Source organism: Azospira restricta (assembly GCF_016858125.1).
Taxonomy (GTDB): domain Bacteria; phylum Pseudomonadota; class Gammaproteobacteria; order Burkholderiales; family Rhodocyclaceae; genus Proximibacter; species Proximibacter restrictus.
Map to the genome: position 1 here is coordinate 3908299 of NZ_CP064781.1, position 25723 is coordinate 3934021.

Annotated in this window: 28 protein-coding genes and 1 other RNA gene; 5 read left to right on the plus strand and 24 right to left on the minus strand. The window is 69.9% G+C overall.

Annotated elements, in window-relative coordinates; genetic code table 11:
* Window positions 1-38: 38 nt before the first annotated feature.
* The gene (locus IWH25_RS19260) at window positions 39-968 is read right to left on the minus strand and encodes a M23 family metallopeptidase (RefSeq protein ID WP_203387253.1); all 930 of its coding nucleotides are present in this window, start codon (window positions 966-968) and stop codon (window positions 39-41) included.
* 89 nt (window positions 969-1057) lie between these two features.
* Between IWH25_RS19260 and IWH25_RS18620 the strand changes: the two genes are divergently transcribed.
* The gene (locus IWH25_RS18620) at window positions 1058-1438 is read left to right on the plus strand and encodes a DciA family protein (RefSeq protein ID WP_203387254.1); all 381 of its coding nucleotides are present in this window, start codon (window positions 1058-1060) and stop codon (window positions 1436-1438) included.
* On the opposite strand, the gene IWH25_RS18625 is transcribed toward IWH25_RS18620, so the two are convergent.
* From IWH25_RS18625 to mraZ, 17 genes are all read right to left on the minus strand, one after another.
* Window positions 1425-1613: a hypothetical protein gene (locus IWH25_RS18625; protein ID WP_203387255.1), complete on the minus strand. Its 189-nt coding sequence runs from the start codon at window positions 1611-1613 to the stop codon at window positions 1425-1427. The two genes, IWH25_RS18620 and IWH25_RS18625, sit on opposite strands and share 14 nt — an antisense overlap.
* A gap of 67 nt (window positions 1614-1680) precedes the next feature.
* Window positions 1681-2601, minus strand: a complete 921-nt coding sequence (gene lpxC, locus IWH25_RS18630; protein ID WP_203387256.1) for a UDP-3-O-acyl-N-acetylglucosamine deacetylase — start codon at window positions 2599-2601, stop codon at window positions 1681-1683.
* A 217-nt stretch (window positions 2602-2818) separates the two neighbouring features.
* On the minus strand, window positions 2819-3997 hold the full coding sequence (gene ftsZ / locus IWH25_RS18635) for a cell division protein FtsZ (RefSeq protein WP_203387257.1): 1179 nt from the start codon (window positions 3995-3997) through the stop codon (window positions 2819-2821).
* A 31-nt stretch (window positions 3998-4028) separates the two neighbouring features.
* A complete protein-coding gene (ftsA, locus tag IWH25_RS18640; protein WP_203387258.1) occupies window positions 4029-5258 on the minus strand; it encodes a cell division protein FtsA in 1230 nt (409 codons plus the stop codon).
* A complete protein-coding gene (locus IWH25_RS18645; RefSeq protein ID WP_203387259.1) occupies window positions 5255-6004 on the minus strand; it encodes a cell division protein FtsQ/DivIB in 750 nt (249 codons plus the stop codon). The genes ftsA and IWH25_RS18645 overlap by 4 nt, the downstream gene beginning before the upstream one ends.
* A 21-nt stretch (window positions 6005-6025) precedes the next feature.
* Complete coding sequence (locus tag IWH25_RS18650) at window positions 6026-6946, minus strand: D-alanine--D-alanine ligase (protein WP_376990196.1); 921 nt, start codon at window positions 6944-6946, stop codon at window positions 6026-6028.
* A gap of 1 nt (window position 6947) precedes the next feature.
* Window positions 6948-8336 (minus strand): UDP-N-acetylmuramate--L-alanine ligase, encoded by a 1389-nt coding sequence (gene murC, locus IWH25_RS18655; protein WP_203387260.1) that lies wholly within the window; start codon window positions 8334-8336, stop codon window positions 6948-6950.
* Window positions 8333-9409: an undecaprenyldiphospho-muramoylpentapeptide beta-N-acetylglucosaminyltransferase gene (gene murG, locus IWH25_RS18660; RefSeq protein ID WP_203387261.1), complete on the minus strand. Its 1077-nt coding sequence runs from the start codon at window positions 9407-9409 to the stop codon at window positions 8333-8335. The genes murC and murG overlap by 4 nt, the downstream gene beginning before the upstream one ends.
* Window positions 9406-10569 carry a putative lipid II flippase FtsW gene (gene ftsW / locus IWH25_RS18665; RefSeq protein ID WP_203387262.1) on the minus strand — a complete coding sequence of 388 codons (1164 nt, stop codon included), beginning with the start codon at window positions 10567-10569 and terminating at the stop codon, window positions 9406-9408. The genes murG and ftsW overlap by 4 nt, the downstream gene beginning before the upstream one ends.
* A complete protein-coding gene (gene murD, locus IWH25_RS18670) occupies window positions 10563-11930 on the minus strand; it encodes a UDP-N-acetylmuramoyl-L-alanine--D-glutamate ligase (RefSeq protein ID WP_203387263.1) in 1368 nt (455 codons plus the stop codon). The genes ftsW and murD overlap by 7 nt, the downstream gene beginning before the upstream one ends.
* Before the next feature lie 10 nt (window positions 11931-11940).
* Window positions 11941-13029 (minus strand): phospho-N-acetylmuramoyl-pentapeptide-transferase, encoded by a 1089-nt coding sequence (gene mraY, locus IWH25_RS18675; protein ID WP_203387264.1) that lies wholly within the window; start codon window positions 13027-13029, stop codon window positions 11941-11943.
* Window positions 13020-14396: a UDP-N-acetylmuramoyl-tripeptide--D-alanyl-D-alanine ligase gene (locus IWH25_RS18680; protein ID WP_203389309.1), complete on the minus strand. Its 1377-nt coding sequence runs from the start codon at window positions 14394-14396 to the stop codon at window positions 13020-13022. Before IWH25_RS18680 ends, mraY begins: the two co-directional genes overlap by 10 nt.
* Before the next feature lie 5 nt (window positions 14397-14401).
* A complete protein-coding gene (locus IWH25_RS18685) occupies window positions 14402-15862 on the minus strand; it encodes a UDP-N-acetylmuramoyl-L-alanyl-D-glutamate--2,6-diaminopimelate ligase (RefSeq protein WP_203387265.1) in 1461 nt (486 codons plus the stop codon).
* Window positions 15859-17595 (minus strand): peptidoglycan D,D-transpeptidase FtsI family protein, encoded by a 1737-nt coding sequence (locus tag IWH25_RS18690; protein WP_203387266.1) that lies wholly within the window; start codon window positions 17593-17595, stop codon window positions 15859-15861. Before IWH25_RS18690 ends, IWH25_RS18685 begins: the two co-directional genes overlap by 4 nt.
* Window positions 17592-17867: a cell division protein FtsL gene (gene ftsL, locus IWH25_RS18695; protein WP_203387267.1), complete on the minus strand. Its 276-nt coding sequence runs from the start codon at window positions 17865-17867 to the stop codon at window positions 17592-17594. Before ftsL ends, IWH25_RS18690 begins: the two co-directional genes overlap by 4 nt.
* Window positions 17867-18796 carry a 16S rRNA (cytosine(1402)-N(4))-methyltransferase RsmH gene (gene rsmH / locus IWH25_RS18700; protein ID WP_203387268.1) on the minus strand — a complete coding sequence of 310 codons (930 nt, stop codon included), beginning with the start codon at window positions 18794-18796 and terminating at the stop codon, window positions 17867-17869. The genes ftsL and rsmH overlap by 1 nt, the downstream gene beginning before the upstream one ends.
* Window positions 18793-19239 (minus strand): division/cell wall cluster transcriptional repressor MraZ, encoded by a 447-nt coding sequence (mraZ, locus tag IWH25_RS18705; RefSeq protein ID WP_203387269.1) that lies wholly within the window; start codon window positions 19237-19239, stop codon window positions 18793-18795. Before mraZ ends, rsmH begins: the two co-directional genes overlap by 4 nt.
* A gap of 301 nt (window positions 19240-19540) precedes the next feature.
* Here mraZ and gstA point away from each other — a divergent pair, with 301 nt between their 5' ends.
* Window positions 19541-20143 (plus strand): glutathione transferase GstA, encoded by a 603-nt coding sequence (gstA, locus tag IWH25_RS18710; protein ID WP_203387270.1) that lies wholly within the window; start codon window positions 19541-19543, stop codon window positions 20141-20143.
* 60 nt (window positions 20144-20203) lie between these two features.
* Here gstA and rnpB read toward each other — a convergent pair.
* From rnpB to IWH25_RS18735, 5 genes are all read right to left on the minus strand, one after another.
* Window positions 20204-20567, minus strand: an RNA gene (gene rnpB, locus IWH25_RS18715) — RNase P RNA component class A.
* Window positions 20568-20575: 8 nt separating this feature from the next.
* Entirely contained in the window at window positions 20576-21370 is a 795-nt protein-coding gene (locus IWH25_RS18720; protein ID WP_203387271.1) for a DUF3025 domain-containing protein, read from the minus strand.
* A gap of 38 nt (window positions 21371-21408) precedes the next feature.
* Window positions 21409-21843, minus strand: a complete 435-nt coding sequence (locus tag IWH25_RS18725) for a hypothetical protein (RefSeq protein ID WP_203387272.1) — start codon at window positions 21841-21843, stop codon at window positions 21409-21411.
* Window positions 21844-21865: 22 nt separating this feature from the next.
* The gene (gene pyrC / locus IWH25_RS18730; RefSeq protein ID WP_203387273.1) at window positions 21866-22900 is read right to left on the minus strand and encodes a dihydroorotase; all 1035 of its coding nucleotides are present in this window, start codon (window positions 22898-22900) and stop codon (window positions 21866-21868) included.
* 114 nt (window positions 22901-23014) lie between these two features.
* Window positions 23015-23575: a response regulator gene (locus IWH25_RS18735; RefSeq protein ID WP_203387274.1), complete on the minus strand. Its 561-nt coding sequence runs from the start codon at window positions 23573-23575 to the stop codon at window positions 23015-23017.
* A 203-nt stretch (window positions 23576-23778) separates the two neighbouring features.
* On the opposite strand from IWH25_RS18735, the gene IWH25_RS18740 reads away from it, so the two are divergent.
* Window positions 23779-24132, plus strand: coding sequence for a helix-turn-helix transcriptional regulator (locus tag IWH25_RS18740; RefSeq protein ID WP_203387275.1), 354 nt, complete (start codon window positions 23779-23781; stop codon window positions 24130-24132).
* On the opposite strand, the gene rsmI is transcribed toward IWH25_RS18740, so the two are convergent.
* Window positions 24129-24977 (minus strand): 16S rRNA (cytidine(1402)-2'-O)-methyltransferase, encoded by an 849-nt coding sequence (rsmI, locus tag IWH25_RS18745; RefSeq protein ID WP_203387276.1) that lies wholly within the window; start codon window positions 24975-24977, stop codon window positions 24129-24131. The genes IWH25_RS18740 and rsmI overlap by 4 nt on opposite strands.
* On the opposite strand from rsmI, the gene IWH25_RS18750 reads away from it, so the two are divergent.
* Entirely contained in the window at window positions 24976-25365 is a 390-nt protein-coding gene (locus IWH25_RS18750; RefSeq protein WP_203387277.1) for a YraN family protein, read from the plus strand. The two genes, rsmI and IWH25_RS18750, sit on opposite strands and share 2 nt — an antisense overlap.
* Window positions 25340-25717, plus strand: coding sequence for an HIRAN domain-containing protein (locus tag IWH25_RS18755; protein WP_203387278.1), 378 nt, complete (start codon window positions 25340-25342; stop codon window positions 25715-25717). Before IWH25_RS18750 ends, IWH25_RS18755 begins: the two co-directional genes overlap by 26 nt.
* The last annotated feature ends 6 nt before the right edge of the window (window positions 25718-25723 follow it).

The following is a 25723-nucleotide window of genomic DNA, read 5'->3' on the forward strand; positions in this document are numbered from 1 at the left end:
GCCGGCAGCACGCGCCGCCGGCACGGGAGGCGGGCGGATTACCTGCGGCCGCGCGACGCCTGCGCGAGCTGGCCACCCTGCTGCAGGAAGCGCGAGGGATTCTGCGCGACGCCCTTGTAGCGGACTTCGAAGTGCAGGTGCGGGCCGGTCGAGCGGCCGGTGTTGCCGGACAGGCCGAGGTGCTGGCCGCGCTTGACGAACTGGCCGTCCTTGACCACGAGCTTCGACAGGTGCGCGTAGCGCGTCGAGAAGTCGTTGCCGTGGTCGATCTCGATCAGGTTGCCGTACTGCGGGTGGTTTTCGGCGACGACGACGACGCCGCCGGCCGCGGCGATCACCGGCGTGCCGACGTCGGCGACGAAGTCGATGCCTTCGTGCATGGCGCCGGCGCCGACGATCGGGTCGACGCGCCAGCCGAAGCCGGAGCCGACGTAGTTGCCCTGGATCGGCGTGATCGTCGGCAGCAGCGAGCGGCGCACCTTCTCGTCGAGCAGCTGGGATTCCATCGCGCTCAGCGCGTCGAGGCGGTACTCGACATGGCGGGACAGGCGGTCGAGCGCCTGGCCGAACTCGACCGGCGTCTGTGGCTGCGCCAGCAACAGCGGGCCGCCCTGGCCGCCGCGGAAGTCGATCGGCTTATCCTCGGGCTTGACGCCGGCCAGCGACGACACCCGCTCGCCGAGCGAGTCGAGGCGCAGCAGCTGGGCCTGCATCTGCCCGAGCCGCGCCGCCATCGCATTGAGGTTGTCGCGCATGTAGGCGTCGCTGCGCTCGACCTCCTGCTTATGCACCGACAACACCATGTGCTCGAGGAAAGGCAGCCGGAACTGCACCGACAGCCACGAAAAGAGCGCCGAGGTGGCGAACATCATCGCCAGGAAGACGGTCACCGCGGCGAGCACGAAGCGCGGCGTGATGACGAAGGTCTTGGCGGTTGCCAGGCGGTTGGAGACCAGAATAATATGCACTTCGCTGCACTCCTCCTCTACATCGGATGGCCCATTCTCCCCAGTCTCTCAACAGCTACCTGTCGCACGGTGACGGGGCCGGCCGGCTCATGGCGCATGCCGCGCTGTTGCTGAAGCTGGCGCGCATCTATGAACACACGGCGCCGGGACATCTCGGTCAGGCCAGCAGGGTGGCCAATTACAAGTCGGGGACGGTCGTTATCCACGCCGACAACGGCGCGGTTGCGGTCAAGCTGCGGCAGATGGCGCCGACGCTTGCGCGCGAATTCTCGAATCGGGGAGTCGAGTGTAGCGGCGTCCAGGTAAAAGTGCAAGCCCTTGAAATATCAGACCATTCCAAGGCACCGGTGCAGCGCCTGCTGCCCGCGCGGGCCGGCCGCGAGCTCGCCGAGCTGGCCCACGAGATGCGCCCCTCGCCGCTGCGCGAGGCGATCGAGACGCTGCTCGCGCGCTCGGCTAAAGCGGAATGACGGCAACGCGTTCGAGGATCATCAGCGCGAACACCAGCAACGCGACGATCAGCGCGTAGCGGAAGACCCGCCAGGAGAAACGGATGTATTTCCTGTCGCCGGTAAACAGGTAGGCGACGACGCCGCCGGCGACGAAGATGACGACGAGGACCGCGAGCAGGCGAAGGATCAGCACCGGTCGCCGCCGCCGGAATTCAGGCGCGTCCCGAGGGCACTTGTTCGTGAAGTGCGGCGCACATCACTCAGGCGGCGGCGCTCGCCGCCAGCCAGCGCGAGACGGCGGCCGGCGCCGCGGCGGCCTCGTCGAAGCTGACCAGCTCCCACGAATCGCGCGCGTCGAGCAGCGCGCGGGCCAGCTGGTTGTTCAGCGCGTGCCCCGACTTGTGCGCGGTGAAGTCGGCAAGCAGCGGATGGCCGAGCAGGTAGAGGTCGCCGATCGCGTCGAGCACCTTGTGCTTGACGAACTCGTCGGCGTAGCGCAGCCCGTCGGCGTTGAGCACGCGGTACTCGTCGAGCACCACCGCGTTGTCGAGGCCGCCGCCCTGGGCCAGCCCGTTCTCGCGCAGCCACTCGACCTCCTGCATGAAGCCGAAGGTGCGCGCGCGCGCCACTTCGCGGACGTAGGAATTCTCGGCGAAGTCCACGGTCACTTCCTGGCCGGTGCGGTCGATCGCCGGATGGTTGAAGACGATAGAGAAGGTCAGGCGGAAGCCGTCGTAGGGGGTGAAGCGCGCCCACTTGTCGCCGTCCCTGACCTCGATCGGCTTGATGACGCGGATGAATTTCTTCGCCGCCGCCTGTTCCTCGATGCCGGCGGACTGGATCAGGAAGACGAAGGGCGCGGCGCTGCCGTCGAGGATCGGCACTTCCGCCGCATCCAGGTCGACCCAGGCGTTGTCGATGCCCAGCCCGGCGAAGGCGGACATCAGGTGTTCGATCGTTCCCACCTTGACGCCGTCGCGTTCCAGGCAGGAGCACATGCGCGTGTCGCCGACGGCGACCGCCGACGCGGGCAGGTCGACCGGCACGTCGAGGTCGACGCGGCGGAAGACGATCCCGGTATCGGGCGCGGCAGGACGCAGCACCATGTTCACGCGCTCGCCGGAATGGAGGCCGACGCCGGTCGCGCGAATCAGGGTCTTGAGCGTTCGTTGCTTGAGCATGTGTCTGAAAAATATGGGAAAGCGGCGCATTTTAACATGCGCCACCTTCCCTTTTGCAGAGGTTTTACATCTTCGTTACAACTTGTCCACGACCGTGCGAGCGCAGCTCAGGCGAGGCGCCCCGCAGGAAGTACCCTTGGGGTGCGCGGGCGACCGCCGCATGGCAGCGCCATGCAAGGCCGGCCGCAACGACGCATGAGCAAGCGCAGCCGGTCGCTCAGTCGGCCTGCTTGCGCAGGAAGGCGGGGATGTCGTAGCGATCGACGCCGCTGTTGGCGAGCGCCTCGACCGTCGTGCTGCCGCGCTTCCTGACGATCGCCGGCACGTTGTCGAGGTCGTTGTAGTTGATCGCCGGCGACACCATGGCGGACGCGTCGTGCGTGCCGGTCGCCTGCAGCACCGGCGTGTTGATCACCTCGAAGGTCTGCCGCTTGGCCTGTGCCTGGCCGAGGCCGGTGGCGACGACGGTGACGCGGATGTTCTCGCCCATGTTCTCGTCGTAGACCGCGCCGAAGATGATGTGCGCGTCGTCGGCGGCGAACTCACGGACGGTGTTCATCACCTCGTTCACTTCCTTCATCTTCAGGCCGCGGGTGGCGGTGATGTTGACCAGCACGCCCTTGGCGCCGGACAGGTTGATGCCCTCCAGCAGCGGCGAGGCGACCGCCTGCTCGGCGGCGATGCGCGCGCGGTCGACGCCGGCGGAGGAGGCCGAGCCCATCATCGCCATGCCCATCTCGCCCATCACCGTGCGCACGTCCTCGAAGTCGACGTTGACCAAGCCGGGGAAGTTGATGATCTCGGCGATGCCGCCGACGGCGTTGCGCAGCACGTTGTCGGCGGCCTTGAAGGCATCGTCCATCGACACGTCGTCGCCGAGCACTTCCATCAGCTTGTCGTTGAGGATGACGATCAGCGAATCGACCTGCTTCTGCAGTTCGGCCAGGCCGGCCTCGGCGACCTTCATGCGCTTGCCTTCGAAGGCGAACGGCTTGGTCACGACGGCCACTGTCAGGATACCCAGTTCGCGCGCCACTTCGGCGACGATCGGCGCCGCGCCGGTGCCGGTGCCGCCGCCCATGCCGGCGGTGATGAAGGCCATGTGCGCCCCCTTCAGCGCCTCGGCGATGCGCTCGCGCTCCTCGACCGCGGCGCTGCGGCCGGCTTCCGGCTTGGCGCCGGCGCCGAGGCCGCTCTTGCCGAGTTGGACCTTGATCGAGGCACCGCTGCGCTTCAAGGCCTGCGCGTCGGTGTTGGCGGCGATGAAATCGACGCCATTCACGCCCTCGCGGATCATGTGGTCAACCGCGTTGCCGCCGGCGCCGCCGACGCCGACGACCTTGATCACGGTGCCACTGTCGTTCGTCACTTCTTCGATGTCGATGATTTCAAACATGGTGGGGCCTCCTCTGCAAAAAACCTGTTAATCAGAAATTCTTCTCGAACCAGGACTTCATCCGTCCCAGCACTTGCTTGAAATTGCGCGTCTCGTGCACCTTCTGGCCGCGCTTGTGCTGCGTCTGCGCTTCCAGCAGCAGGCCGTAGGCGGTGGCGAAGCGCGGGCTCTGCACGACGTCGGCGAGCGCGCCCGAATACTTCGGCGAGCCCAGCCGCACCGGCATGTGGAAGATCTCCTCGCCGAGCTCGATCATGCCGGGCATCACCGCGGTGCCGCCGGTGAGCACGATGCCCGACGACAGCACCTCCTCGAAGCCGGCGCGGCGCAGTTCGGCCTGGATCAGTTCGAACAGCTCCTCGACGCGCGGCTGGATGACGTCGGCGAGCGCACGCCGCGACAGCTTCCGGCTCGGCCGGTCGTCGACGCCGGCGACATCGAGCACTTCCTCGGGATCGGCCAGCTGCGACAGCGCGCAGCCATGCCGGCACTTGATGTCCTCGGCCTCGCGCGTCGGCGTCCTGAGCGCCATCGCGATGTCGTTGGTGATCTGGTCGCCGGCGATCGGGATCACCGAGGTGTGGCGGATCGCGCCCTGCGTCCACACCGCGATGTCGGTGGTGCCGCCGCCGATGTCGACCAGGCAGACGCCGAGATCCTTCTCGTCCTCGGACAGCACCGCGTAGGACGAGGCCAGCGGCTGCAGCACCAGGTCGTTCACCTCGATGCCGCAGCGACGCACGCACTTGACGATGTTCTGCGCCGCCGACACGGCGCCGGTGACGATGTGCACCTTCACTTCGAGGCGGAAGCCGCTCATCCCGATCGGCTCGCGGATGCTGTCCTGGTCGTCGATGATGAATTCCTGCGTCAGGATGTGCAGAATCTCCTGGTCGGCCGGGATCGGCATCGCGCGCGCGGTCTCGATCACGCGATCGACGTCCATCGGCGTCACTTCCTTGTCCTTGATCGCCACCATGCCGTTCGAGTTGAAGCTGCGGATGTGGCTGCCGGCGATCCCGGTATAGACGTCCTTGACCTTGCAGTCGGCCATCAGCTCGACTTCCTGCACGACGCGCGAGATCGCGCCGACGGTCTCCTCGATGTTGACCACGACCCCCTTCTTCAGCCCCTTCGATTCCTGCGACCCGATGCCGATCACGTTCAGCCGGCCCTCCGGCGTCACCTCGGCGACCAGCGCGACGATCTTCGAGGTGCCGATGTCCAGCCCGACGATCAGATCCTTGCTGTCTCTGCTCATTGCTTCCCTTTGCTCTCAGTTGCGTGCGCCGCCGCAAGCCGCAGCGCGAATCCGTTGGGGTACCGCATGTCCACGACGCTCGGCCGCGCCCTGGCCACCGTCAGCACGCTCGGGTAGTGGTCGACGAAACGCTGCAGGCGCGCGCGCAGCGGCACCTTCGCCTGCTGCCGCCCCAGTTCGACGACCATGCCGTCGTCCAGCCGCAGCTGCAGCGCCAGCCGCGGCGACATCGTCAGCATGCGCGGCGCGCGCCCGAGCGGCTGCAGCAGCTCGGCCGATTCGCGGTACCAGGCGAGCAGTTCGGCCGCCACCGCCTGCGGTCCGTGCAGCACCGGCAGCGGCTGCGGCGCCGTCATCACCGCCGCGAACACTTCGCCATGCGTGTTCACCAGCTGCCCGGTGCCCTCGCCCCAGAATGCCACCGGCCGGTGTTCCTCGATGCGCACCTCGAGCCCCGACGGCCAGCGCCGGCGCACCTCGGCATGGCGCACCCAGGCCAGCTTCTCCAGCGACTGGCGCAAGGCCTCGACGTTGACGCTGAAGAAGTTGCCGCGCAGCAGCCCGGCCATCGCGCGCTCGACGTCGCTGCGCTTCACCTCGGAAAGCTCGTGCGTGACCACTACCTGCGACAGCCGGAAGTGCGGCAGGCGCGTGAACCAGACGGCGGCCGCCACCAGCAGCGCGGCCGTCGCCGCTGCGAAGAGCAGGTCGGCGACGGCGGTCATCAGCTGCGGCTTGTTCCACATGGTTCATTCGCGCTCCCGCGTTCAGCCCTTCGTCGCCAGCGCCAGCACGCGCAGCACCAGCGCGTCGTAGTCGATGCCGGCGACGCGCGCAGCCATCGGCACCAGCGAGTGGTCGGTCATCCCCGGCGAGGTGTTCACCTCGAGGAAATGCGGGTTGCCGGCCTCGTCCATCAGGAAATCGACGCGCCCCCAGCCGCGTCCGCCGAGCACGCGGAAGGCCTCCAGCGCCTGCCCGCGGATGCGCAGCTCCTGCGCCTCGGGCAGGCCGCAGGGGCAGCGGTACTGCGTGTCGTCGCGGTTGTACTTGGCCTCGTAGTCGTAGAACTCGGTCGCCGGCTCGATCTTGATGATCGGCAGCACCTGGTCGCCGAGGATGCCGACCGTGTATTCGCCGCCGAGGATGCCGCGCTCGGCGATCACCAGCGGGTCGTACTTCGCCGCCAGCGCGTAGGCGGCGGCGAGGTCGCCGCGGCGCTTGACCATCGTGATGCCGATCGACGAGCCCTCGCAGGCCGGCTTGACGAACAGCGGCAGGCCCAGCTCCTCCTCGACCTCGGCGAAATCGCTGTCGGCGTTGAGCAGCGCGTAGTCCGGCACCGGCAGGCCGGCCGCCTTCCACAACAGCTTGGTGCGCCACTTGTCCATGCCCAGCGCCGAGGCCATCACGCCGCTGCCGGTGTAGGGGATGCCCATCAGCTCGAGCACGCCCTGGATCGTGCCGTCCTCGCCGTGCCGCCCGTGCAGCGCGATGAAGACGCGGTCGAAGCCGCGCAGCTCATCGAGCGCGCGCTCGGCGGGATCGAAGGGATGCGCATCGACGCCCTGCCGCTTCAGCGCGGCGAGCACGCGACTGCCGCTGTTCAGCGACACCGCGCGTTCGGCCGAGGTACCGCCGAAGAGCACGGCGACTTTTCCGAAATCCTTGACGTTCATGGCATTCATCTCAGTGGCTCGTCAATTTGCCGGGGACGCCGCCGATCGAGCCGGCGCCCATGGTCAGAACGACGTCGCCGTCGCGGGCGACATCCAGAATCGCTTGCGGCATCACCGCGATGTCCTCGACGAAGACCGGCTCGACCTTGCCGGCGACGCGCACCGCGCGCGCCAGCGAGCGGCCGTCGGCGGCGACGATCGGCGCCTCGCCGGCGGCATAGACCTCGGCCAGCAGCAGCGCATCGACGCCGTTCAGCACCCTCACGAAATCCTCGAAGCAGTCGCGCGTGCGCGTGTAGCGGTGCGGCTGGAAGGCCAGCAGCAGCCGGCGGCCGGGGAAGGCGCCGCGCGCCGCGGCGAGCGTCGCCGCCATCTCGGCCGGGTGGTGGCCGTAATCGTCGACCAGCGTGAAGCTGCCGCCGCCCGGGCAGGCGACTTCGCCGTAACGCTGGAAGCGGCGGCCGACGCCCTTGAACTCGGCGAGCGCCTTCCTGATCGCCGCGTCCGGCACCTGTACCTCGGTCGCCACCGCGATCGCCGCCAGCGCGTTCAACACGTTGTGCAGGCCGGGCAGGTTCAGCGTCACCGGGAAGCGGCTGGTCGTGCCGTTCACCCGCACGCAGTCGAACTGCATGCGGCCGTCGGCGGCGACGACGTTCTCGGCGCGCACGTTGGCCGACGGATCGAGGCCGTAGGTGACGATCTGCTTGGCGACCCGGGGCAGTATCTCGCGCACGTTCGCATCGTCGGCGCAGAGCACGGCGACGCCGTAGAACGGCAGGCGCTGCAGGAAGTCGACGAAGGCGCCCTTCAGCTTCTCGAAGTCGTGGCCGTAGGTCTCCATGTGGTCGGCATCGATGTTGGTGACCACCGACACCACCGGATTGAGGAACAGGAACGAGGCGTCCGACTCGTCGGCCTCGGCGACGAGGAAGTCGCCGCTGCCCAGCCGCGCGTTGGCGCCGGCGGCGTTCAGCCGGCCGCCGATGACGAAGGTCGGATCGAGTCCGCCCTCGGCGAGGATCGACGCGACCAGGCTGGTGGTCGTCGTCTTGCCGTGCGTGCCGGCGATGGCGATGCCCTGCTTCAGCCGCATCAGCTCGGCCAGCATCTGCGCGCGCGGCACCACCGGCACCTTCCTCTCGCGCGCGGCGACCACTTCCGGGTTGTCGGCCTTGACCGCCGTCGACACGACGACCGCATCGGCACCGGCGATGTTGCCGGCGGCGTGGCCGACCTTCACCGCCACGCCCTGGGCGGCCAGCCGCCGCGTCGTCGCGCTCTCGGCGAGGTCCGAGCCGGAGACCGCGAAGCCGAGATTGGCGAGGACTTCGGCGATGCCGCTCATGCCGGCGCCGCCGACGCCGACGAAGTGGATGTGCTTGACCTTGTGTTTCATTTCACCAGCTCCGCGCAGGCTTGCGCCACGATCGCCGTGGCATCGGGTTTGGCCAGCTCGCGCGCGCGCTCCGCCATCTGCAGCAGCTGCTCGCGGCCGTAGTTGCGGATCAGCGCGACCTTCTCCGGCGTCAGATCGGATTGCGGCAGCAGGATCGCGCCGCCGGCGTTGGCGAGGAACTTCGCGTTGCCGGTCTGGTGGTCATCGACCGCGTGCGGGAACGGCACCAGGATGCTGGCGACGCCGGCCGCCGCGAGTTCGGCGACGGTCAGCGCGCCGGCGCGGCAGATCACCAGGTCGGCCCATTCGTAGGCGCCGGCCATGTCCTCGATGAAGGCGACGCAGTGCGCCTGCACGCCGGCGGCGGCGTAGTTCGCCTGCAGCGCGGCGAGGTGCTTCTCGCCCGACTGGTGCACGACGGTCGGCCGCTCCTCCGCGGGGATCAGCGCCAGCCCCTTCGGCACCATCTCGTTCAGCGCCGCGGCGCCGAGGCTGCCGCCCAGCACCAGCACGCGGATCGGGCCGTCGTGCGTCGCGTAGCGCGCGGCCGGCGCGGGCAGCGCGGCGATCTCGGCGCGCACCGGGTTGCCGGCCCAGATGCCGTCCCCGAGCACGTCCGGGAAGCCGGACAGGATGCGGTCGGCGACCTTCGCCAGCACGCGGTTGGCCAGCCCGGCCACCGAGTTCTGCTCGTGCAACGCCAGCGGCCGGCCGAGCAGCGCCGCCATCATGCCGCCGGGGAAGCTGATGTAGCCGCCCATGCCGAGCACCACGTCCGGCTGCACGCGGCGGATCTGCCGCGCCGCCTGCCAGAAGCCGGAGAGCAGCGCCAGCGGCAGCAGCAGCTTCCTGAGCAGGCCCTTGCCGCGCAGCGCGCCAAAGCGCACCGGCGCCAGTTCGTAGCCGCGCGCCGGCACCAGCTTCGCCTCCATGCCGTCCGGATTGCCCATCCAGACGACGTTCCAGCCGTCTGCGCGCAGGTGGTCGGCGACCGCCAGCCCGGGGAAGACGTGGCCGCCGGTGCCGCCGGCCATCACCAGCAGCGTGCGCGATTCGTTCACGGCGGCGCTCATACCTGCCCCCCGCGCATCAGCTGCCGATTCTCCCAATCGACGCGCAACAGGATCGCCAGCGCCACGCAGTTGGCGAGGATGCCCGAGCCGCCGAAGCTCATCAGCGGCAGCGTCAGCCCCTTGGTCGGCAACAGGCCCATGTTCACGCCCATGTTGATGAAGGCCTGGACGCCGATCCAGATGCCGATGCCCATCGCCACCAGCGCCGGGTAGAGGCGGTCGAGCGCGACCGCCTGGCGGCCGATGGCGAAGGCGCGCTGGACGATCAGCGCGAACAGCGCGACGACGGCGACGACGCCGACCAGGCCGAGCTCCTCGGCGATCACCGCGAGCAGGAAGTCGGTATGCGCCTCGGGCAGGTAGAACAGCTTCTCGACCGAGGCGCCGAGGCCGACGCCGAAGATCTCGCCGCGGCCGAAGGCGATCAGCGCGTGCGACAGCTGGTAGCCGCGGCCGAAAGCGTCGGCCCACGGGTCCATGAAGCCGAAGATGCGGTCGCGGCGGTAGGGCGAGACGATGATCAGCACGGCGAAGGCGGCGAGCAGCAGCACGATCAGGATCGCGAACAGCCGCGCGCGCATGCCGCCGAGGAAGAGGATGCCCATCGCGATCGAGATGATGACGACGAAGGCGCCGAAGTCCGGCTCCTTCAAGAGCAGGATGCCGACGAAGACCATCGCCCCGGCCATCGGCAGGAAGGCCTTCTTCAGGTCGTGCATCACCGCCATCTTGCGCACCGTGTAGTCGGCGGCGTAGAGCGCGGCGAACAGCTTCATCAGCTCCGACGGCTGCAGGTTGGCGACGCCCAGCGGCAGCCAGCGGCGGGCGCCGTTCACGTCGCGGCCGATGCCGGGGATCAGCACGACGACGAGCAACGCGACGCCGGCGACGAACAGCCACGGCGCCAGCTGCTGCCAGGCGTTCAGCGGCACCTGGAAGGCGACGGCGGCGGCGACGATGCCGATGCACAGGAAGACCGCGTGCCGCACCAGGAAATACGCCGGTTGATTGCCGGTGAAGCGACCGGCCTCGGCGATCGCGATCGACGCCGAATAGACCATCACCATGCCGAAGAAGAGCAGCAGCAGCGCGCTCCACAGCAGCGTGAAGTCGACTTCGGACGGGGTGCGGCGCGGCGCGTCGAGGGCCTGCATCAGCATGCGGCGCCCTCCCTCGCCTTCACCGCGGCGATGAAGGCCTCGGCGCGGTGCGCGTAGTTGCGGTACATGTCGAGGCTGGCGCAGGCCGGCGACAGCAGCACCGCGTCGCCCGGCTGCGCCTGCGCGGCACAGAAGGCGACGGCGGCGTCCATGTCGGCGCAGCGCTGCAGCGGCAGGCCGCAGCCGGCGATGGCCGCCTCGATCGCCGGCGCGTCGCGGCCGATCAGCGCCACCGCGCGGCCGTGCGCGGCGAGCGCCGCGGCGAGCGGCGCGAAGTCCTGCCCCTTGCCGTCGCCGCCGAGGATGATCGCCAGCTTGCGGCCCATGCCCTGGATCGCCGCCAGCGTGGCGCCGACGTTGGTGCCCTTCGAGTCGTCGTAGTAGTCGACGCCATTGACGCGGGTGACGAACTCGACGCGGTGGGCGAGCCCGCGGAATTCGCGCAGCGCCGCCAGCACGCGTTGCGGCGCGATGCCGACGCCCTCGAGCAGCGCCAGCGCCGCCAGCGCGTTGGCCGCGTTGTGCAGCCCGGCCAGCTTCATCTCGGCGACCGGCAGCAGACGCTCGCTGCCGCGCATCAGCCAGCCGTCGGCCAGGCCGTAGTCGGCGGCGCGCGGCGGCCGGTCAAGGCCGAAGCTGACCAGCGCCTTGCCGCAGCGTCCCATGCCCAGGCTGCGGTCGTCGTCGCGGTTGAGCACCATCACGCGGCAACCCTTGAAGATGCGCGCCTTGGCCGCCGCGTAGTCGTCGAGGCCGGCATAGCGGTCGAGGTGGTCCTCGCAGATGTTGAGCACGGTCGCCGCGTCGGCATCGAGGCTGTGCGTCGTTTCCAGCTGGAAGCTCGACAGCTCCAGCACCCACAGCGCCGGTAGCGCGTTGCCGTCGAGCGCCGCCATCAGCGCGTCGAGCGCCGCCGGCGAGATGTTGCCGCAGGCCACCGCCGGCACGCCGGCGGCATTGGCGAGGTGGGCGGCGAGCGCGGTCGTCGTCGTCTTGCCGTTGCTGCCGGTGATGGCGACGATCCTGGCCTGCGGCGTGCGCGCATGCACCGCCCAGGCGAACAGCTCGATCTCGGACACCACCGGCACGCCGGCTGCGATCGCCGCCTGCACGTTGGCCTCCTGCACCGGCAGGCCGGGCGAGATGGCGATCAAATCGACGCCGGCGAAGGTCGCCGCGGCGAACGGGCCCGCGACCAGCTCGGCCGCCGGCACCGCCGCCCGCAACTCGGCGGCATTCGGCGGCGCGGCGCGGCTGTCGGCGACGCGCACGCGCGCGCCTTCGCGCGCGAGCCACTTCGCCATGGCCAGCCCCGTTTCGCCGAGGCCGAGCACCAGTGCCTGTTTACCCTTGACGTCCATGTCCGTCCATTTAGCGCAGCTTCAGCGTCGACAGCCCGAACAGCACGAGCATGATGGTGATGATCCAGAAGCGGACCACCACCTGCGTTTCCTTCCACCCCCCGAGTTCGTAGTGGTGGTGCAGCGGCGCCATGCGGAAGATGCGCTTGCCGCCGGTGAACTTGAAGTAGAGGACCTGCGCCGCGACCGACAGCGTCTCGGCGACGAAGACGCCGCCCATGATCGCCAGCACGATTTCCTGGCGGACGATGACGGCGACGGTGCCGAGCGCGCCGCCCAGCGCCAGCGCGCCGACGTCGCCCATGAAGACCTCGGCCGGATAGGCGTTGAACCACAGGAAGCCGAGCCCGGCCCCGGCCATCGCGCCGAGGAAGATGCACAGCTCGCCGGCCCCCGGGATGTAGGGAACGAACAGGTACTTGGCGTACACCGCGTTGCCGGCGACGTAGGCGAAGATCGCCAGCGCCGCGGCGACCATCACCGCCGGCATGATCGCCAGGCCGTCGAGGCCGTCGGTCAGGTTCACCGCGTTCGAGGTGCCGACGATGACGAAGTAGGTCAGGATCATGAAGCCGATCACGCCGAGCGGGTAGGCGACGCTCTTGAAGAAGGGCACGATCAGTTCCATCTGCGCCGGCAGCGTCGCCGTCATGCCGAGGTAGACGGCGACCGCGGCGCCGATCACCGACTGCCAGAAGTACTTCCAGCGCGAGGCAAGCCCCTTCGGGTCGCGGTACACCACCTTCTTCCAGTCGTCGTACCAGCCGATCGCGCCGAAGCCGACGGTGACGATCAGCACCACCCAGACGTAGCGGTTGGAGAGGTCGGCCCAGAGCAGCGTGGTGATCGCGATCGCGATCAGGATCAGCACGCCGCCCATCGTCGGCGTGCCGGATTTCGCGAGGTGCGTCTGCGGGCCGTCGGTGCGCACCGCCTGGCCGATCTTCTTCGCCGCCAGCCAGCGGATCACGCGCGGACCGGCGATGAAGGAGATGATCAGCGCGGTCATCGCGGCGAGCACCGTGCGCAGCGTGATGTAGCCGAAGACGTTGAAGGCGCGCACATCCTGGCCGAGCCACTGGGCGAGCATCAAGAGCATGGGGGGTTCTCCGTCGGCAGGGCGATGGCGTCGGCCACGCGCTCCATGCGCATGAAGCGCGAGCCCTTGACGAGGACGGTGGTGTTCGCCGTCAGCTCGGGCTTCAGCGCCTCGATCAGGTCTTCGATCTTCTTGTAGTGGTGGGCGCCGTCGCCGAAGTTGCGGGCGGCGATCGCGCTCGCCTCGCCGAGCGCGTAGAGCGCATCGACGCCGGCGCTCTTGGCGTAGCCGCCGACCTCGTCGTGGTACTGCGCGGCGGCGTCGCCGATCTCGCCCATGTCGCCGAGCACGAGGATCTTGCGGCCGATGGTCGAGGCCAGCACGTCGATGCCGGCGCGCATCGAATCCGGGTTGGCGTTGTAGGTGTCGTCGAGGATCACCGCACCGTTCGCGCCGGCGCGGCGCTGCAGGCGGCCCTTGACCCCCTTGAACGCGGCCAGACCGGCCGCGATCGCGGCCAGCGGGACGCCGGCGGCAAAGGTCGCGGCGACCGCCGCCAGTGCGTTGCGCGCGTTGTGCGCGCCGGGCAGCGCCAGATCGACAGCGCCTTCGCCCGCCGGCGTGATGAAGTGCAGCTCGGTCTCCAGCCCGTGCAGGCGCACGCGCCCGTGCACGTCGGCGGCGCCGTCGAGGCCGAAGCTGATGACGCGGCGGCCGACGTTCATCGCCTGCCACAGCGGCGCGTGCGGATCGTCGGCATTGATCACGGCGACGCCGTCGGCGGCGAGCCCGTCGTAGATCGTCCCCTTCTCGCGGGCGATCGCGTCGAGCGTGCCCATGCCCTGCAGGTGCGCGCGCTGGGCATTGGTGACCAGCGCCACGGTCGGTCGCGCGAGGCGCGTCAGGTAGCCGATCTCGCCGGGGTGGTTCATGCCCATCTCGACGATCGCCGCCTGGTGGTGCGCGCGCAGCTGCAACAGCGTCAGCGGCAGGCCGATGTCGTTGTTGAGGTTGCCCTGCGTCGCCAGCACGTCGCCGCCGAACGCCGCCTGCAGGATGCAGGCGATCATCTCCTTGGTCGTCGTCTTGCCGTTCGAGCCGGTCACCGCGATCAGCGGCAGGTCGAAGCCGGCGCGCCAGTGCGCGGCCAACGCGCCGAGCGCGAGCCGGGTGTCGGCGACGGCGATCAGCGGCAGCCCGACATCCTTCAGCGCTTCCGCCGCATCGGCGGCGACGACGGCGCCCACCGCGCCCTCGCTGGCGACGGTGCCGATGAAGTCGTGGCCGTCGAAGCGCTCGCCGCGCAGCGCGACGAACAGGTCGCCGGCACGGATCGCGCGGCTGTCGGTGGATACCGCGTAGAAGCCGGCGTCGGCGCCGATCAGCCGGCCGTTAAGCGCCGCCGCCGCGGCCGAGAGTTTCAGCATCGTGCTCATGCGGCCTCCTGGCGAGCGGCCAGCGCGGCCTCGGCCTCGCGCAGGTCGGAGAAGGGATGGAAGGTGCCGGCGATTTCCTGGTAGGCCTCGTGGCCCTTGCCGGCGAGCAGGATGACGTCGGTCGGCGCGGCGCCGCCGATGGTCGCCGCGATCGCCTGCCGGCGGTCGACGATCACTTCGGCCTGCGGCGCGCCGCCGCGGATCGCGTCGACGATCGCCGCCGGCGATTCGCTGCGCGGGTTGTCGCTGGTGAGGACGACGCGGTCGGCGCCGCGCGCCGCCACCTCGCCCATCAGCGGCCGCTTGCCGGGGTCGCGGTCGCCGCCGCAGCCGAAGACGCAGACCAGCCGGCCGCCGCGCGCCGCCGCTTCCTCGCGCAGCGCGGCGAGCGCGTTGTCGAGCGCGTCCGGCGAATGCGCGTAGTCGATCACCACCAGCGGCTGACCGTCGCCGCCGACGCGCTGCATCCGTCCCGGCGGCGGCTCCAGCCGCGCCAGCCGCGGCGCCAGTTCCTCGAACGGGAGGCCGCCGGCGAGCAGCACGCCGGCGACGGCGAGCAGGTTGGCGACGTTGTAGCGGCCGACCAGCCGGCTCTCGATCGCGGCCGTGCCCTGCGGCGCGCGCAGCGTGAACGCCATGCCGGACGGCTCGACGCGGATGTCGCTGGCGGCCAGCAGCAGGTCGACCGAGGCGGTGGCACCGGTCATCGTGTAGCCGACCTTCAGCCGCGCGTTGCCGACCTTGGCGAGGTGCTCGCCGAAGGGGTCGTCGAGGTTGATCACCGCGGCACGCAGGCCGGGCCAGCGGAACAGCTTTTCCTTGGCGGCGGCGTAGGCCTTCATCGTGCCGTGGTAGTCGAGGTGGTCGCGGGTCAGGTTGGTGAACGCGGCGATGTCGACATGGGCGCCGTTGAGCCGCCCTTCCTCGATGCCGATCGAGCTCGCCTCGAGCGCGCAGGCTTCCGCCCCCTGCTCGAGGAAGGCGTCCAGGCAGCGCGCCAGCGTCGTCGCCTGCGGCGTCGTGAAGCCGGTCTCGTCGAGGTCGCCGGGGAAACCGGCGCCGAGCGTGCCGACGATCGCGCAGCGGCGCGGGTGCGCACGGGCGATCCATTGCGTGCAGCTGGTCTTGCCGTTGGTGCCGGTGACGGCGATCAGCGACAGGCGCTCGCTCGGCTCGCCGAGCACTGCATGCGCGACGTTGCCGGCGAGCGCGCGCAGGTGGCGGACGGCGATCGCCGGCACCGCAGGCGCATCGAGGGACGCGCCCTCGGCCTCGTAGAGGATGGCCGCGGCGCCGCGGGCGATGGCGTCGGCGACGTAGCGGCGGCCGTCGGCGGCGTCGCCCGGGTAGGCGAGGAAGAGGTCGCCCGGACGGACCAGGCGCGAATCGTCGGTGACGCTGGCCGGCTCGACGCCGAGCGCGGCCAGGCGGCGCAGCAGTTCGGCGGCGGCGCTCATAGTTTCTCCTTGGGCGAGGACGCCTGGGCGACGGTCATCTGCGCGTCGGGCGGAACGCCCAGCGTGCGCAGCGCGCCGCCGGTGATCGCCGAGAACACCGGCGCGGCGACATCGCCGCCGTAGTGCCTGCCGCCGGACGGCTCGTCGATCATCACGGCGACGATCAGGCGCGGGTCCGACACCGGCGCGAAGCCGACGAAGGACGAGACGTACTTGTTGGCGTAGAGCCCGCCTTCGAGCTTGTGCGCGGTGCCGGTCTTGCCGGCGACGCGGTAGCCCGGCACCTGCGCCTTGGGCGCGGTGCCGCCGGGGCCGGCGGCCATCTCCAGCATCGCCCGCAGCTCGCGCGCGGTCTGCGGCGAGAACACCGGGACGCCGGTCACCGGGCCGTCGTCGATGCGCGTCAGCGACAGCGGCAGCAGCTCGCCGTCGCGCGCGAACACGGTGTAGGCGCGCGCCAGCTGCATCAGCGACACCGAGATGCCGTGGCCGTAGGACATCGTCGCCTGCTCGATCGGCCGCCAGGTCTTCCACGCACGCAGCCGCCCCGGCACCTCGCCGGGGAAGCCGAGGCGCGGCGTCTGGCCGAAGCCGACGGCGTCGAACATTTCCCACATCTCCTGCGGACTGAAGGCGGCGGCCAGCTTGGCGGCGCCGACGTTGGACGACTTCTGGATCACCTGGGCGACGGTCAGCGCGCCGTGCGGGTGCGCGTCGGAGATCGTCGCGTTGCCGATCGTCAGCCGGCCCGGGGCGCAGTTGATCACGCTGTCGAAGCGGAACTTGTTCGATTCGAGCGCCAGCGCCGCGGTGAAGGGTTTCAGCGTCGAGCCCGGCTCGAAGGTGTCGGTCACCGCGCGGTTCCTGAGCTGGGCCCCGGACAGGTGCTCCCGGTTGTTCGGGTTATAGGTCGGCCAGTTCGCCAGCGCCAGGATTTCGCCGCTCTTGGCGTCGATCACGACGGCGCCGCCGGCTTTCGCCTTGTTGTCGGCGATCGCCTGCTTCAGCTGGCTGTAGGCGAGGTACTGGATCTTCGAGTCGAGCGCCAGCCGGATTTCCCTGCCGTCCTGCGGCGGCCGGATCGAGCCGACGTCCTCGACGATCTGCCCGCGCCGGTCGCGGATCACGCTGCGGCTGCCGGGGTGGCCGACCAGACTCTTCTCGAAGGCGAGCTCGACGCCCTCCAGTCCCTTGTCGTCGACACCGGTGAAGCCGACCAGGTGCGCGCTCATGTCGCCGGTCGGGTAGTAGCGGCGGTATTCCTTGTTCTGGTAGATGCCGGGCAGCTTCAGCGCGGCGATGCGGTCGGCGACTTCCGGCGCCACCTGCCGCTGCAGGTAAACGAAGCCCTTGTCGCCGGCGAGCTTGCGCGCCAGCTCCTTCGGGTCGGCGTCGAGCGCCTTCGCCAGCTGCCGCAGCTGCTCGCCGTCGAGGCGGGCATCGGCGGGAATCGCCCAGATCGACTTCATCGGCGTCGAGATCGCCAGCACGTCGCCGTTGCGGTCGGTGACCTTGCCGCGCGACGCCGAGATCTCGATGTCGCGGCGGTAGCGCGACTCGCCCTTCTCCTGCAGGAAATCGTTGTTGATGATCTGCAGGTAGAAGGCGCGGCCGAGCAGCACGCCGAAGGCGCCGAGCAGGCACAACCCGACCAGGCGCGAGCGCCAGGCCGGCAAGGCCAGCTGCAGCACCGGGCTCTCGGCGAAACGGTGGGCGCCGCGGCCGCGGATCATTGCCCGCCCTCCTTCGGTGCCGCGACGAGCACCCGCTTCGCTTCCGGCGCCTGCATCTTCAGCCGCTCGCGGGCGATCTTCTCGATCCGCGGATGGGTCGCCCAGGTCGACAGCTCGAGCTGCAGCTGCCCGAACTCGACCTCGAGCTGCTTGGCGCGCTCCTGCTCGCCCTCGAGCTCCTGGAAGAGCTTCCGCGCCTTGTGCTGCGAGGTGACGACGCCGAGCGCGCAGAACACGACGAAGAAGAGGAGGAGCATATTGCTGCGCAGCATCAGCACTTCTCCGCCACGCGCATCACCGCGCTGCGCGCGCGGGGATTGGCCGCGATCTCCGCGGCGGAGGCTTTCACCGGTTTGCCGACGAGACGCAGCTTCGGTTGCGGAAGCTGCGACGCCATCAGCGGCAGGTTCTTGGGCAGGGAAGCATCCGGGGCCGCCGCGTCGCGCAGGAAGCGCTTGACGATGCGGTCTTCGAGCGAGTGAAAGCTGATTACCACCAGCCGCCCTCCCGGATTGAGCATGTCGACAGCCTGCGGCAGGGCTAGCGCAAGTTGCTCGAGCTCTTGATTGATATGAATCCGTAAAGCCTGAAAGGTGCGCGTCGCCGGGTCCTGGCCGGGCTCGCGGGTCCGCACGGCCTCGCGTACAAGCGCGGCGAGCTGCCCTGTGGTTGCAACAGGCCGCTCGTTCCGAGCAGCCACAATCTTCTTTGCAATCTGGAAAGCAAACCGTTCTTCGCCATAGTCCCTCACCACCTGTGTAATTTCCCGTTCGTCGGCCCGCGCCAGCCATTCCGCGGCCGTCTCGCCCTGCGTCGTGTCCATCCGCATGTCGAGCGGCGCATCGAAACGGAAGCTGAACCCCCGCTCCCCCTCATCCAGCTGCGGCGAGGACACCCCGATGTCCATCAGCACCCCGTCCGCCCTGCCGAATCCCGCTTCGCCCATCGCCGCCGCCATTTCGGCGAACGGACGATGCACGACCCTCAGCCTTTCGTCGCCGATCGCGGCCGCCGCCGCGATCGCCCGCGGATCGCGGTCGAGCGCGAGCAGCCGCCCCGACGGCCCGAGCCGTTCGAGGATCGCCCGGCTGTGGCCGCCACGGCCGAAGGTGGCGTCCACATAGACACCGGCCGGCTTGATTGCCAGCGCTTCGACCGCTTCCCGCAGCAGAACCGTCAGGTGCTGCGCGGGCGCGCTCACAAGGCCAAATCCTCGAGGCCGGGCGGCAGCAGCTGATCGCCGAGGGCGAAGATCGCCTCCTGCTGTTTCTGCCAGCCGGCATCGGACCAGATTTCGAAATGATTGCCCTGGCCGACCAGCCACACCTGCTTCTCGAGCTGCGCGAACTGGCGCAGCTCCGGCGCGACGAGCAGGCGGCCGGCGGAATCGAGCTCCTCCTCGCGGGCAAAGCCGACGAGCAGGCGCTTGAGGAGGGCGGAATGCTGTTCGAGACCGGGCGCCGCCAACACCTTGTCGCGGATCGGCTCCCAGGCAGGGCTCGGGTAGAGCAGCAGGCAGCGGTGCGGATGGGCGGTGAGGACCAGGGTGCCGTTGGCGGCGGCCACGAGCGCGTCGCGGTGGCGGGCCGGAATGGCCAGCCGCCCCTTGGCGTCGAGACTGAGTGCAGCCGCTCCGAAAAACATGAACCCCTACCCTTGTCCTCTCTCGGGGCTCGCCCCGTTTTTACCCTTCAACCCACTTCACACCACTTTTTCCCACTTTAAGACATCGAAATGCACCGGGTCAAGGGGTTTTTTCGGTTTTTTTCAATGGCGACAAGGACTTAGGCGCGTTTTTGGAGGATTTTTTGCAAAAAATTATCCTTACAAAACAACGTTCGTGAAACGTAACTTAAAGTGCTTTGTGAGAAGTGGGAGAGCGCCCGCAGGGAACCCCGGGGGGCCGGCGGCGGTCTTCCCAGTTCCCTCACCACAGGAGACATGAATGAAGCTCTACTACAGCCCCGGCGCCTGCTCCCTCTCGCCGCACATCGTGCTCTGCGAGGCGAGCCTGGCGCACGAGCTGGTCAAGGTGGACCTGAAGACGAAGAAGACCGAGTTCGGCGACGACTTCGCGGCGATCAGCCCCAAGAGCTACGTGCCGACGCTGGTGCTCGACGACGGCGAGGTGCTGACCGAAGGGCCGGCGATCGTCCAGTACCTGGCCGACCTGGCCCCGGCGAGCCGGCTGGCACCGGCCGCCGGCAGCTTCGCCCGGGTCCGCCTGCAGGAGTGGCTGAACTTCATCGCGAGCGAGCTGCACAAGGGCTTCGGCCAGCTCTTCCGGAAGCCGCCGGCGGAATGGCAGGAGATCGTCCGCGGCGGGCTGGCCGGCCGCCTCGCCTACGTCGCCGAAACGCTCGACCGCCAGCCGTATCTGCTGGGGGCGAACTTCAGCGTCGCCGACGCCTACCTGTTTACGATCCTCAACTGGGCGAAGTGGGTGAAGTTCGACCTGGCACCGTGGCCGGTGCTCGACGCCTACCTCGGCCGCGTCGCCGCGCGGCCGGGCGTACAGAAGGCGCTGAAGACGGAGGGGCTGCTCTGAGCGCCCGCTGAAAGCAGGAACCGGCGGCGGGCGAGGCGCCGCCGCCGGACTGCGGATGTGGAGTGAAGCTGGCCGATAAGCCGGGTTCTGTCGTGGGCAACCATTCCTCTAGGCGACGCGTTGCCGCGCCGCTCAAGCAGCCTACCCGGAAGCAGCGCGAGCCACGCCGTACGCTTCCCTATTTGGCCTTGCTCCAGATGGGGTTTGCCGTGCCGTCCGTGTTACCACGTCCGCGGTGAGCTCTTACCTCGCCGTTTCACCCTTGCCTGTGCCTTGCGGCCATCGGCGGTCTATTCTCTGTTGCACTTTCCGTCGCCTTGGGGCTTGCGCCTTATAGCGCCCGGTCGTTAGCCGGCATCCTGCTCTGCGGAGCCCGGACTTTCCTCCCGGCGCTTGCGCGCCCGGCGGTTGCCTGGCCAGCTTCAGGATCCATTATACGCGCTGCCGGCGTCCCGGCCGGAATTGCCAGGCGTCGTCGTAGTAGGCGGGATCCTCATTCTCCGGCACGACGCCGGGCAGCCCGAGCAGCGGCAGCGGCTGCAGCGCGCGCGGGTCGCCGTGGCGGCCGGCGGCGAGATCGCCGGCCAGCCGGGCGTCGAGGTCGGCCAGCTGCGCCGCGAGCGGCTGCCGCAGCCAGCCGGCACCGACCGGCGTCAGCACGCACTTCGCCGTCAGCCCGCGGAACGGCGCCAGCAGCGCCTCGTAGGTGGCGTGGCCGAAGACGAAGACGCGCAGGCCGGCGGCCGCCTCGGCGCGACGGGCGACGAACAGTTCGCGCCAGCGGAACGCGGCGAGCAACTCGAGCAGCGACGCGTCCTCGGCGACGACGACGGCGCCGCACTCGTCGAAGTGCGTCATCGCGTCGCGGACGCCGCCGCGCGCGGCCGGGCCGGCGACCGCACCGCCGGTGCGCGCCAGTTCCGCCGCGTGCCGCGCCGACAGCGCCGCCTTGGCCTGCGGGAAGCTCAGCCAGACGAGGCCGTTGAACCAGTCGTGCCAGTTGTCCGGCCGCGTCTCGACCTCGCCGCGCAGCGCGATGCGCGCCTCGTAGCCGAGGCCGTCGCCCGCCGGCGGCACGAAGCGCAGCGGCAATCCGGCGGCGGTGGCGACCGACATCCGCGCGGCGAGCGACGCCAACGCCGCGACATCCGGCCGCGGCGGCAGCTGCGCAAGCAGCGGCGCCAGCGGAAAGTACAGCGGATTGGAAAACGGCGAACGCGGCGCCATGCCCGGCAACGACGGCACGACCGGCCGCGGGTCCGCGCCTACGGCTTGGCGGTGGGCGCCGCCGGCTGGGCGGCGACGAAGGCCAGCCGGCCGCGCTCCTCGCGGAAGACGCCGAGCAGCTCGCCCTTGCCCTCCGGCGGCGGCACGTCGAGCTTCTGGAAGCCCTTGCAGGTCTCGGTCTCGGTCAGGTAGAGGTGGCGCCCCTGTTCGAGCAGGAAGGTGTTCGGCGCGGTCGTATAGACGGTGACCTTGAAGTCGCTGCTGACCGGTGCCGGCTGCAGTGCATAGCGGCGCTGGCAGGTCGGCAGCCGGGCGACGACGATCTCCAGGTCCATCCGCTTGTCCCAGAAGCGCGGCTGCGCGCGCATCAGCGAGATCGCGTGATCCGGCCCGTCGATGACCATCGCGATGCCGTCGTTGACGCAGCCGGACAGCGCGGGCACGAGCAGGGCAAGCAGGGCTAGGCGTTTCATCGTCGATTCCTCGGCGCGTTGTTCAGTCGACCAGGCTCCAGGCCAGCGTTTCGCCGGCGCGCAGCGGCACCAGCGCCTCGCCGGCGAGGTAGGGATAGGCTTCCGGCACCGCCTGCGGGCGCTTTTCCAGCGTGATCGTGCCGGCGTTGCGCGGCAGCCGGTAGAAATCCGGCCCGAAATGGCTGGCGAAGGCTTCCAGCCGGTCGAGTGCGCCCGCCGCTTCGAAGGCCTCGGCGTAGAGCTCCATCGCGGCATAGGCCGTGTAGCAGCCGGCGCAGCCGCAGGCCGCCTCCTTCGCACCACGCGCGTGCGGCGCCGAGTCGGTGCCGAGGAAGAACTTCGGGTTGCCCGAGGTCGCCGCGCGCACCAGCGCCAGGCGGTGCGTCTCGCGCTTCAGCACCGGCAGGCAGTACCAGTGCGGGCGGACGCCGCCCTGGAAGATCGCGTTGCGGTTGTAGAGCAGGTGGTGCGCGGTGATGGTCGCGCCGACGTTGGCGCCGGACGCGGCGACGAAGTCGGCGGCGTCCTTGGTGGTGATGTGCTCCATCACCGTGCGCAGCCCCGGATGGCGCCTGAGCAGCGGCGCCAGCACCTGGTCGATGAACACCGCCTCGCGGTCGAACAGGTCGACCGCCGGGTCGGTCACCTCGCCATGGACCAGCAGCGGCAGGCCGAGCTTTTCCATCTCGGCGAGCGCCGCGTCGCAGCGCGCGAGGTCGGTGACCCCGGCATCCGAGTTGGTCGTCGCGCCGGCCGGATAGAGCTTGACCGCCTTGACGAAGCCGGACGCGACGGCGGCGCGGATTTCGCTGGCCGGCGTGTTGTCGGTCAGGTACAGCGTCATCAGCGGCTCGAAGGCCATGCCGGCCGGCAGCGCGGCAAGGATCCGTTCACGGTAGGCGGCGGCCTGGGCGACGGTGGTCACCGGCGGCTTCAGGTTGGGCATGACGATGGCGCGCGCGAACTGGCGCGCGGTGTGCGGCAGCACGGTCGACAGCGCGGCGCCGTCGCGCAGGTGCAGATGCCAATCGTCGGGGCGGGTGAGGATGAGTTTCATGGATCGTCGAAAGAGCCGGGAATCCCGATTTTAAGCGATTCCCGCCCCGATCAGGGCACGTCGTCGCCGGCGCCGTCGCCCACCGTCGATAGACAAGGACGGAAGGAGGCCTGCCTACTCCGCCGCCAGGACAGACGTGTCGGCGGCCGCCGACCGGGAAGCGTGCCCGTCCGCAGCGCCGAGCCAGCGGGCGAAAACCCGCGCCAGCGCTTGCGCGGCCGGAGGCTTGGCTAGGCAGTCGTCGATCCCCAGCTCGCGACGGATGGCGTCGTCGACGCGGATCGCCTCGGCGGTAACGGCGATCACCGGCAGCGGCGGCCCGCCGTTCCGTCGTTCGCGGGCACGGACCGCATGCGCGAGTTGGAAGCCGTCCATCACCGGCATCCGGCAGTCGGTCAGAAGCAGGCGATAGCGCCGCTCGGCCAGCAGGGCCAGCGCCTCGGCACCGTTCTCCGCGGTCTCCGCAGCCCAGCCGAGGTATTCGACCTGGCAGCGCAGTACCTCGCGGAAGACCGGGTCATCGTCGACGATCAGGATCGCCGGCGGGGCGTCGCCGCCGGCATTGCGGCGCACGAGATCGACCAGCCATTTGTGGCAGGAAACGCCGGCCGCATGCGCCGCGTCGCCCAGCGCAGCCTCGGTCGCGTCATCGAGAACGATCGTCACCTGTCCCATGCTCTCCCCTCCCCGTGCCCCCCGCCGCCCGCAGCAACTCCTGGCGTCCGCGGCCGCTTTGCGGTACACCTCGCAAATTCGACCGGCGGCATGCCGCCCCAAAACTACTGGCTCACCCTGAAAACACTATAGGCATCGCCTATGTTTATGTCAATAGGCTATTCCTATTTTTCAGCATCCGGCCCGGCCGCTAGGGTTGCCGGATGAAAATTGGACTCCGCATCAAGCAGCTTCGCGAGGAAAGCGGCTGCAGCCAGGGCGAACTGGCCCGCCGCGTCGGCGTCACCCAGCCGACCGTCTCCGACTGGGAAAACAACAAGACCGAACCGACGGTGGACAACCTGCGGCTGCTGGCGGTCGAATTCGACGTCTTCTTCGAGTGGCTGGCGACCGGCCGCGGCCCGCGGCAATTCGCTCCGGGCGTCGGCGAGCCGCCGGCGGAATACCGCGTCGGACGCCCCCTTGCCGACGACGAGGCGCAGTTGCTCGCCGCCTTCCGCCGCTTGCCTGCTGCGCGCCGGGAAGCGCTGCTGGAGTTCCTGTCGCGCTGGGCTTAGGTCTCGCCGCGCAGCGCCAGCGCCCGCGCGTAAAGCGCGTTCTTCGCGGCACCGGTGATCGCGTGCGCGAGCTTCGCCGCCTGCTTCACCGGCAGCCCGTCGGCGAGCAGCAATTTCAATACGCGCTCGCCCTCGGCATCGTTTCCCTGCACGTCGGCCGGTGCGTCGACGATCAGCACGAATTCGCCCTTCTGCCGGTTGGCGTCGGCCGCGAGCCAGCCGGACGCCTCGCCGAGCGGGCAGGCATGGATCGTCTCGAACAGCTTGCTCAGTTCGCGGGCGATGACCAGCCGGCGCGCCGGGCCGAACACCGCGGCGAGCGCGGCGACGGTATCGACGATGCGGTGCGGCGCCTCGTAGAAGACCAGCGCCGCGGGCAGCGCGGCGAGCTCGCGCAGCGCGTCGTCGCGCTGCTTCGCCTTCGCCGGCAGGAAGCCGTGGAACAGCCAGTGCGGCGCCGCGATGCCGGCGGCCGACAGCGCGGCGACGGCAGCGCACGGTCCGGGCAGCGGAATGACGCGGAAGCCGGCCTCGCGCACGCGGGCGACCAGCCGCGCGCCGGGGTCGGAGATCGCCGGCGTGCCGGCATCCGAGATCAGCGCCACCGCGTCGCCGGCGGCCAGACGCTCGATCACCTGGCGGGCGGCGGCCTCCTCGTTGTGCTCGTGCGCCGGCAGCAGCTTCGCCGGCGAGCCGAGGTGGCGCAGCAGCGGCGCCGAGTGGCGGGTGTCCTCGGCAGCGACCCAGGGTACCGCGCGCAGCACCTCGGCGGCGCGGACGGTGAGGTCGCCGAGGTTTCCGAGTGGCGTGGCGACCACATACAATGCAGGATATTCTATCGTCATGGAAAGGATGGCTTTGGCGAAGCCCAACGATACCACGCCCGGCGCCCGCGCCGAGGCGCTCGCGGCGGCCTATCTGGCGCGCCGCGGCCTGGTCGTTGCCGCGCGCAACTACCGCGTGCGCGGCGGCGAGATCGACCTCGTCTGCCGCGACGGGCGGACGCTGGTCTTCGTCGAGGTCCGCCTGCGCCGCAACGCGGCCTTCGGCGGCGCCGCGGCCAGCATCGGCGCCGGCAAGCGCCGGCGCCTGCTGCTCGCCGCCCGGCACTATCTGGCGCAGCGGGCGGGAACGGCGGACGTGCCGTGCCGCTTCGACTGCGTGCTGCTCGATGCGCTCGCCGCCGACGGCATCGAATGGATCAGGGATGCCTTTTCGGCGGACGATTGCTAGCCTGCTGCTGGCCGCATTCGCCGCCGGCGCCGGCGCTGCCGAGCGCGTGCAGGTCCTGGTGCAGCGCTCGCCGCTCGCCGGCAGCCAGTACTACGCGCTGTCCGCGGTCTGGCAGCAGATCCGTCCCGGTGACAAATTGTTACTGACGCGCGAACCCGACAACCGGCACGATGGCAACGCCATCCGCGTCGAGTGGAACGGCCGCCGGCTCGGCTACGTGCCGCGCGCCGAGAACCGCGCACTGGCGGCGGCGATGGACCGCGGCGAACGCGTCGAAGCGCGCGTCGCGCGGCTGAGGGAGCACCGCGACCCGTGGCAGCGGGTCGAATTCGAGGTGTATCTGCTCCTCTGATAGAAT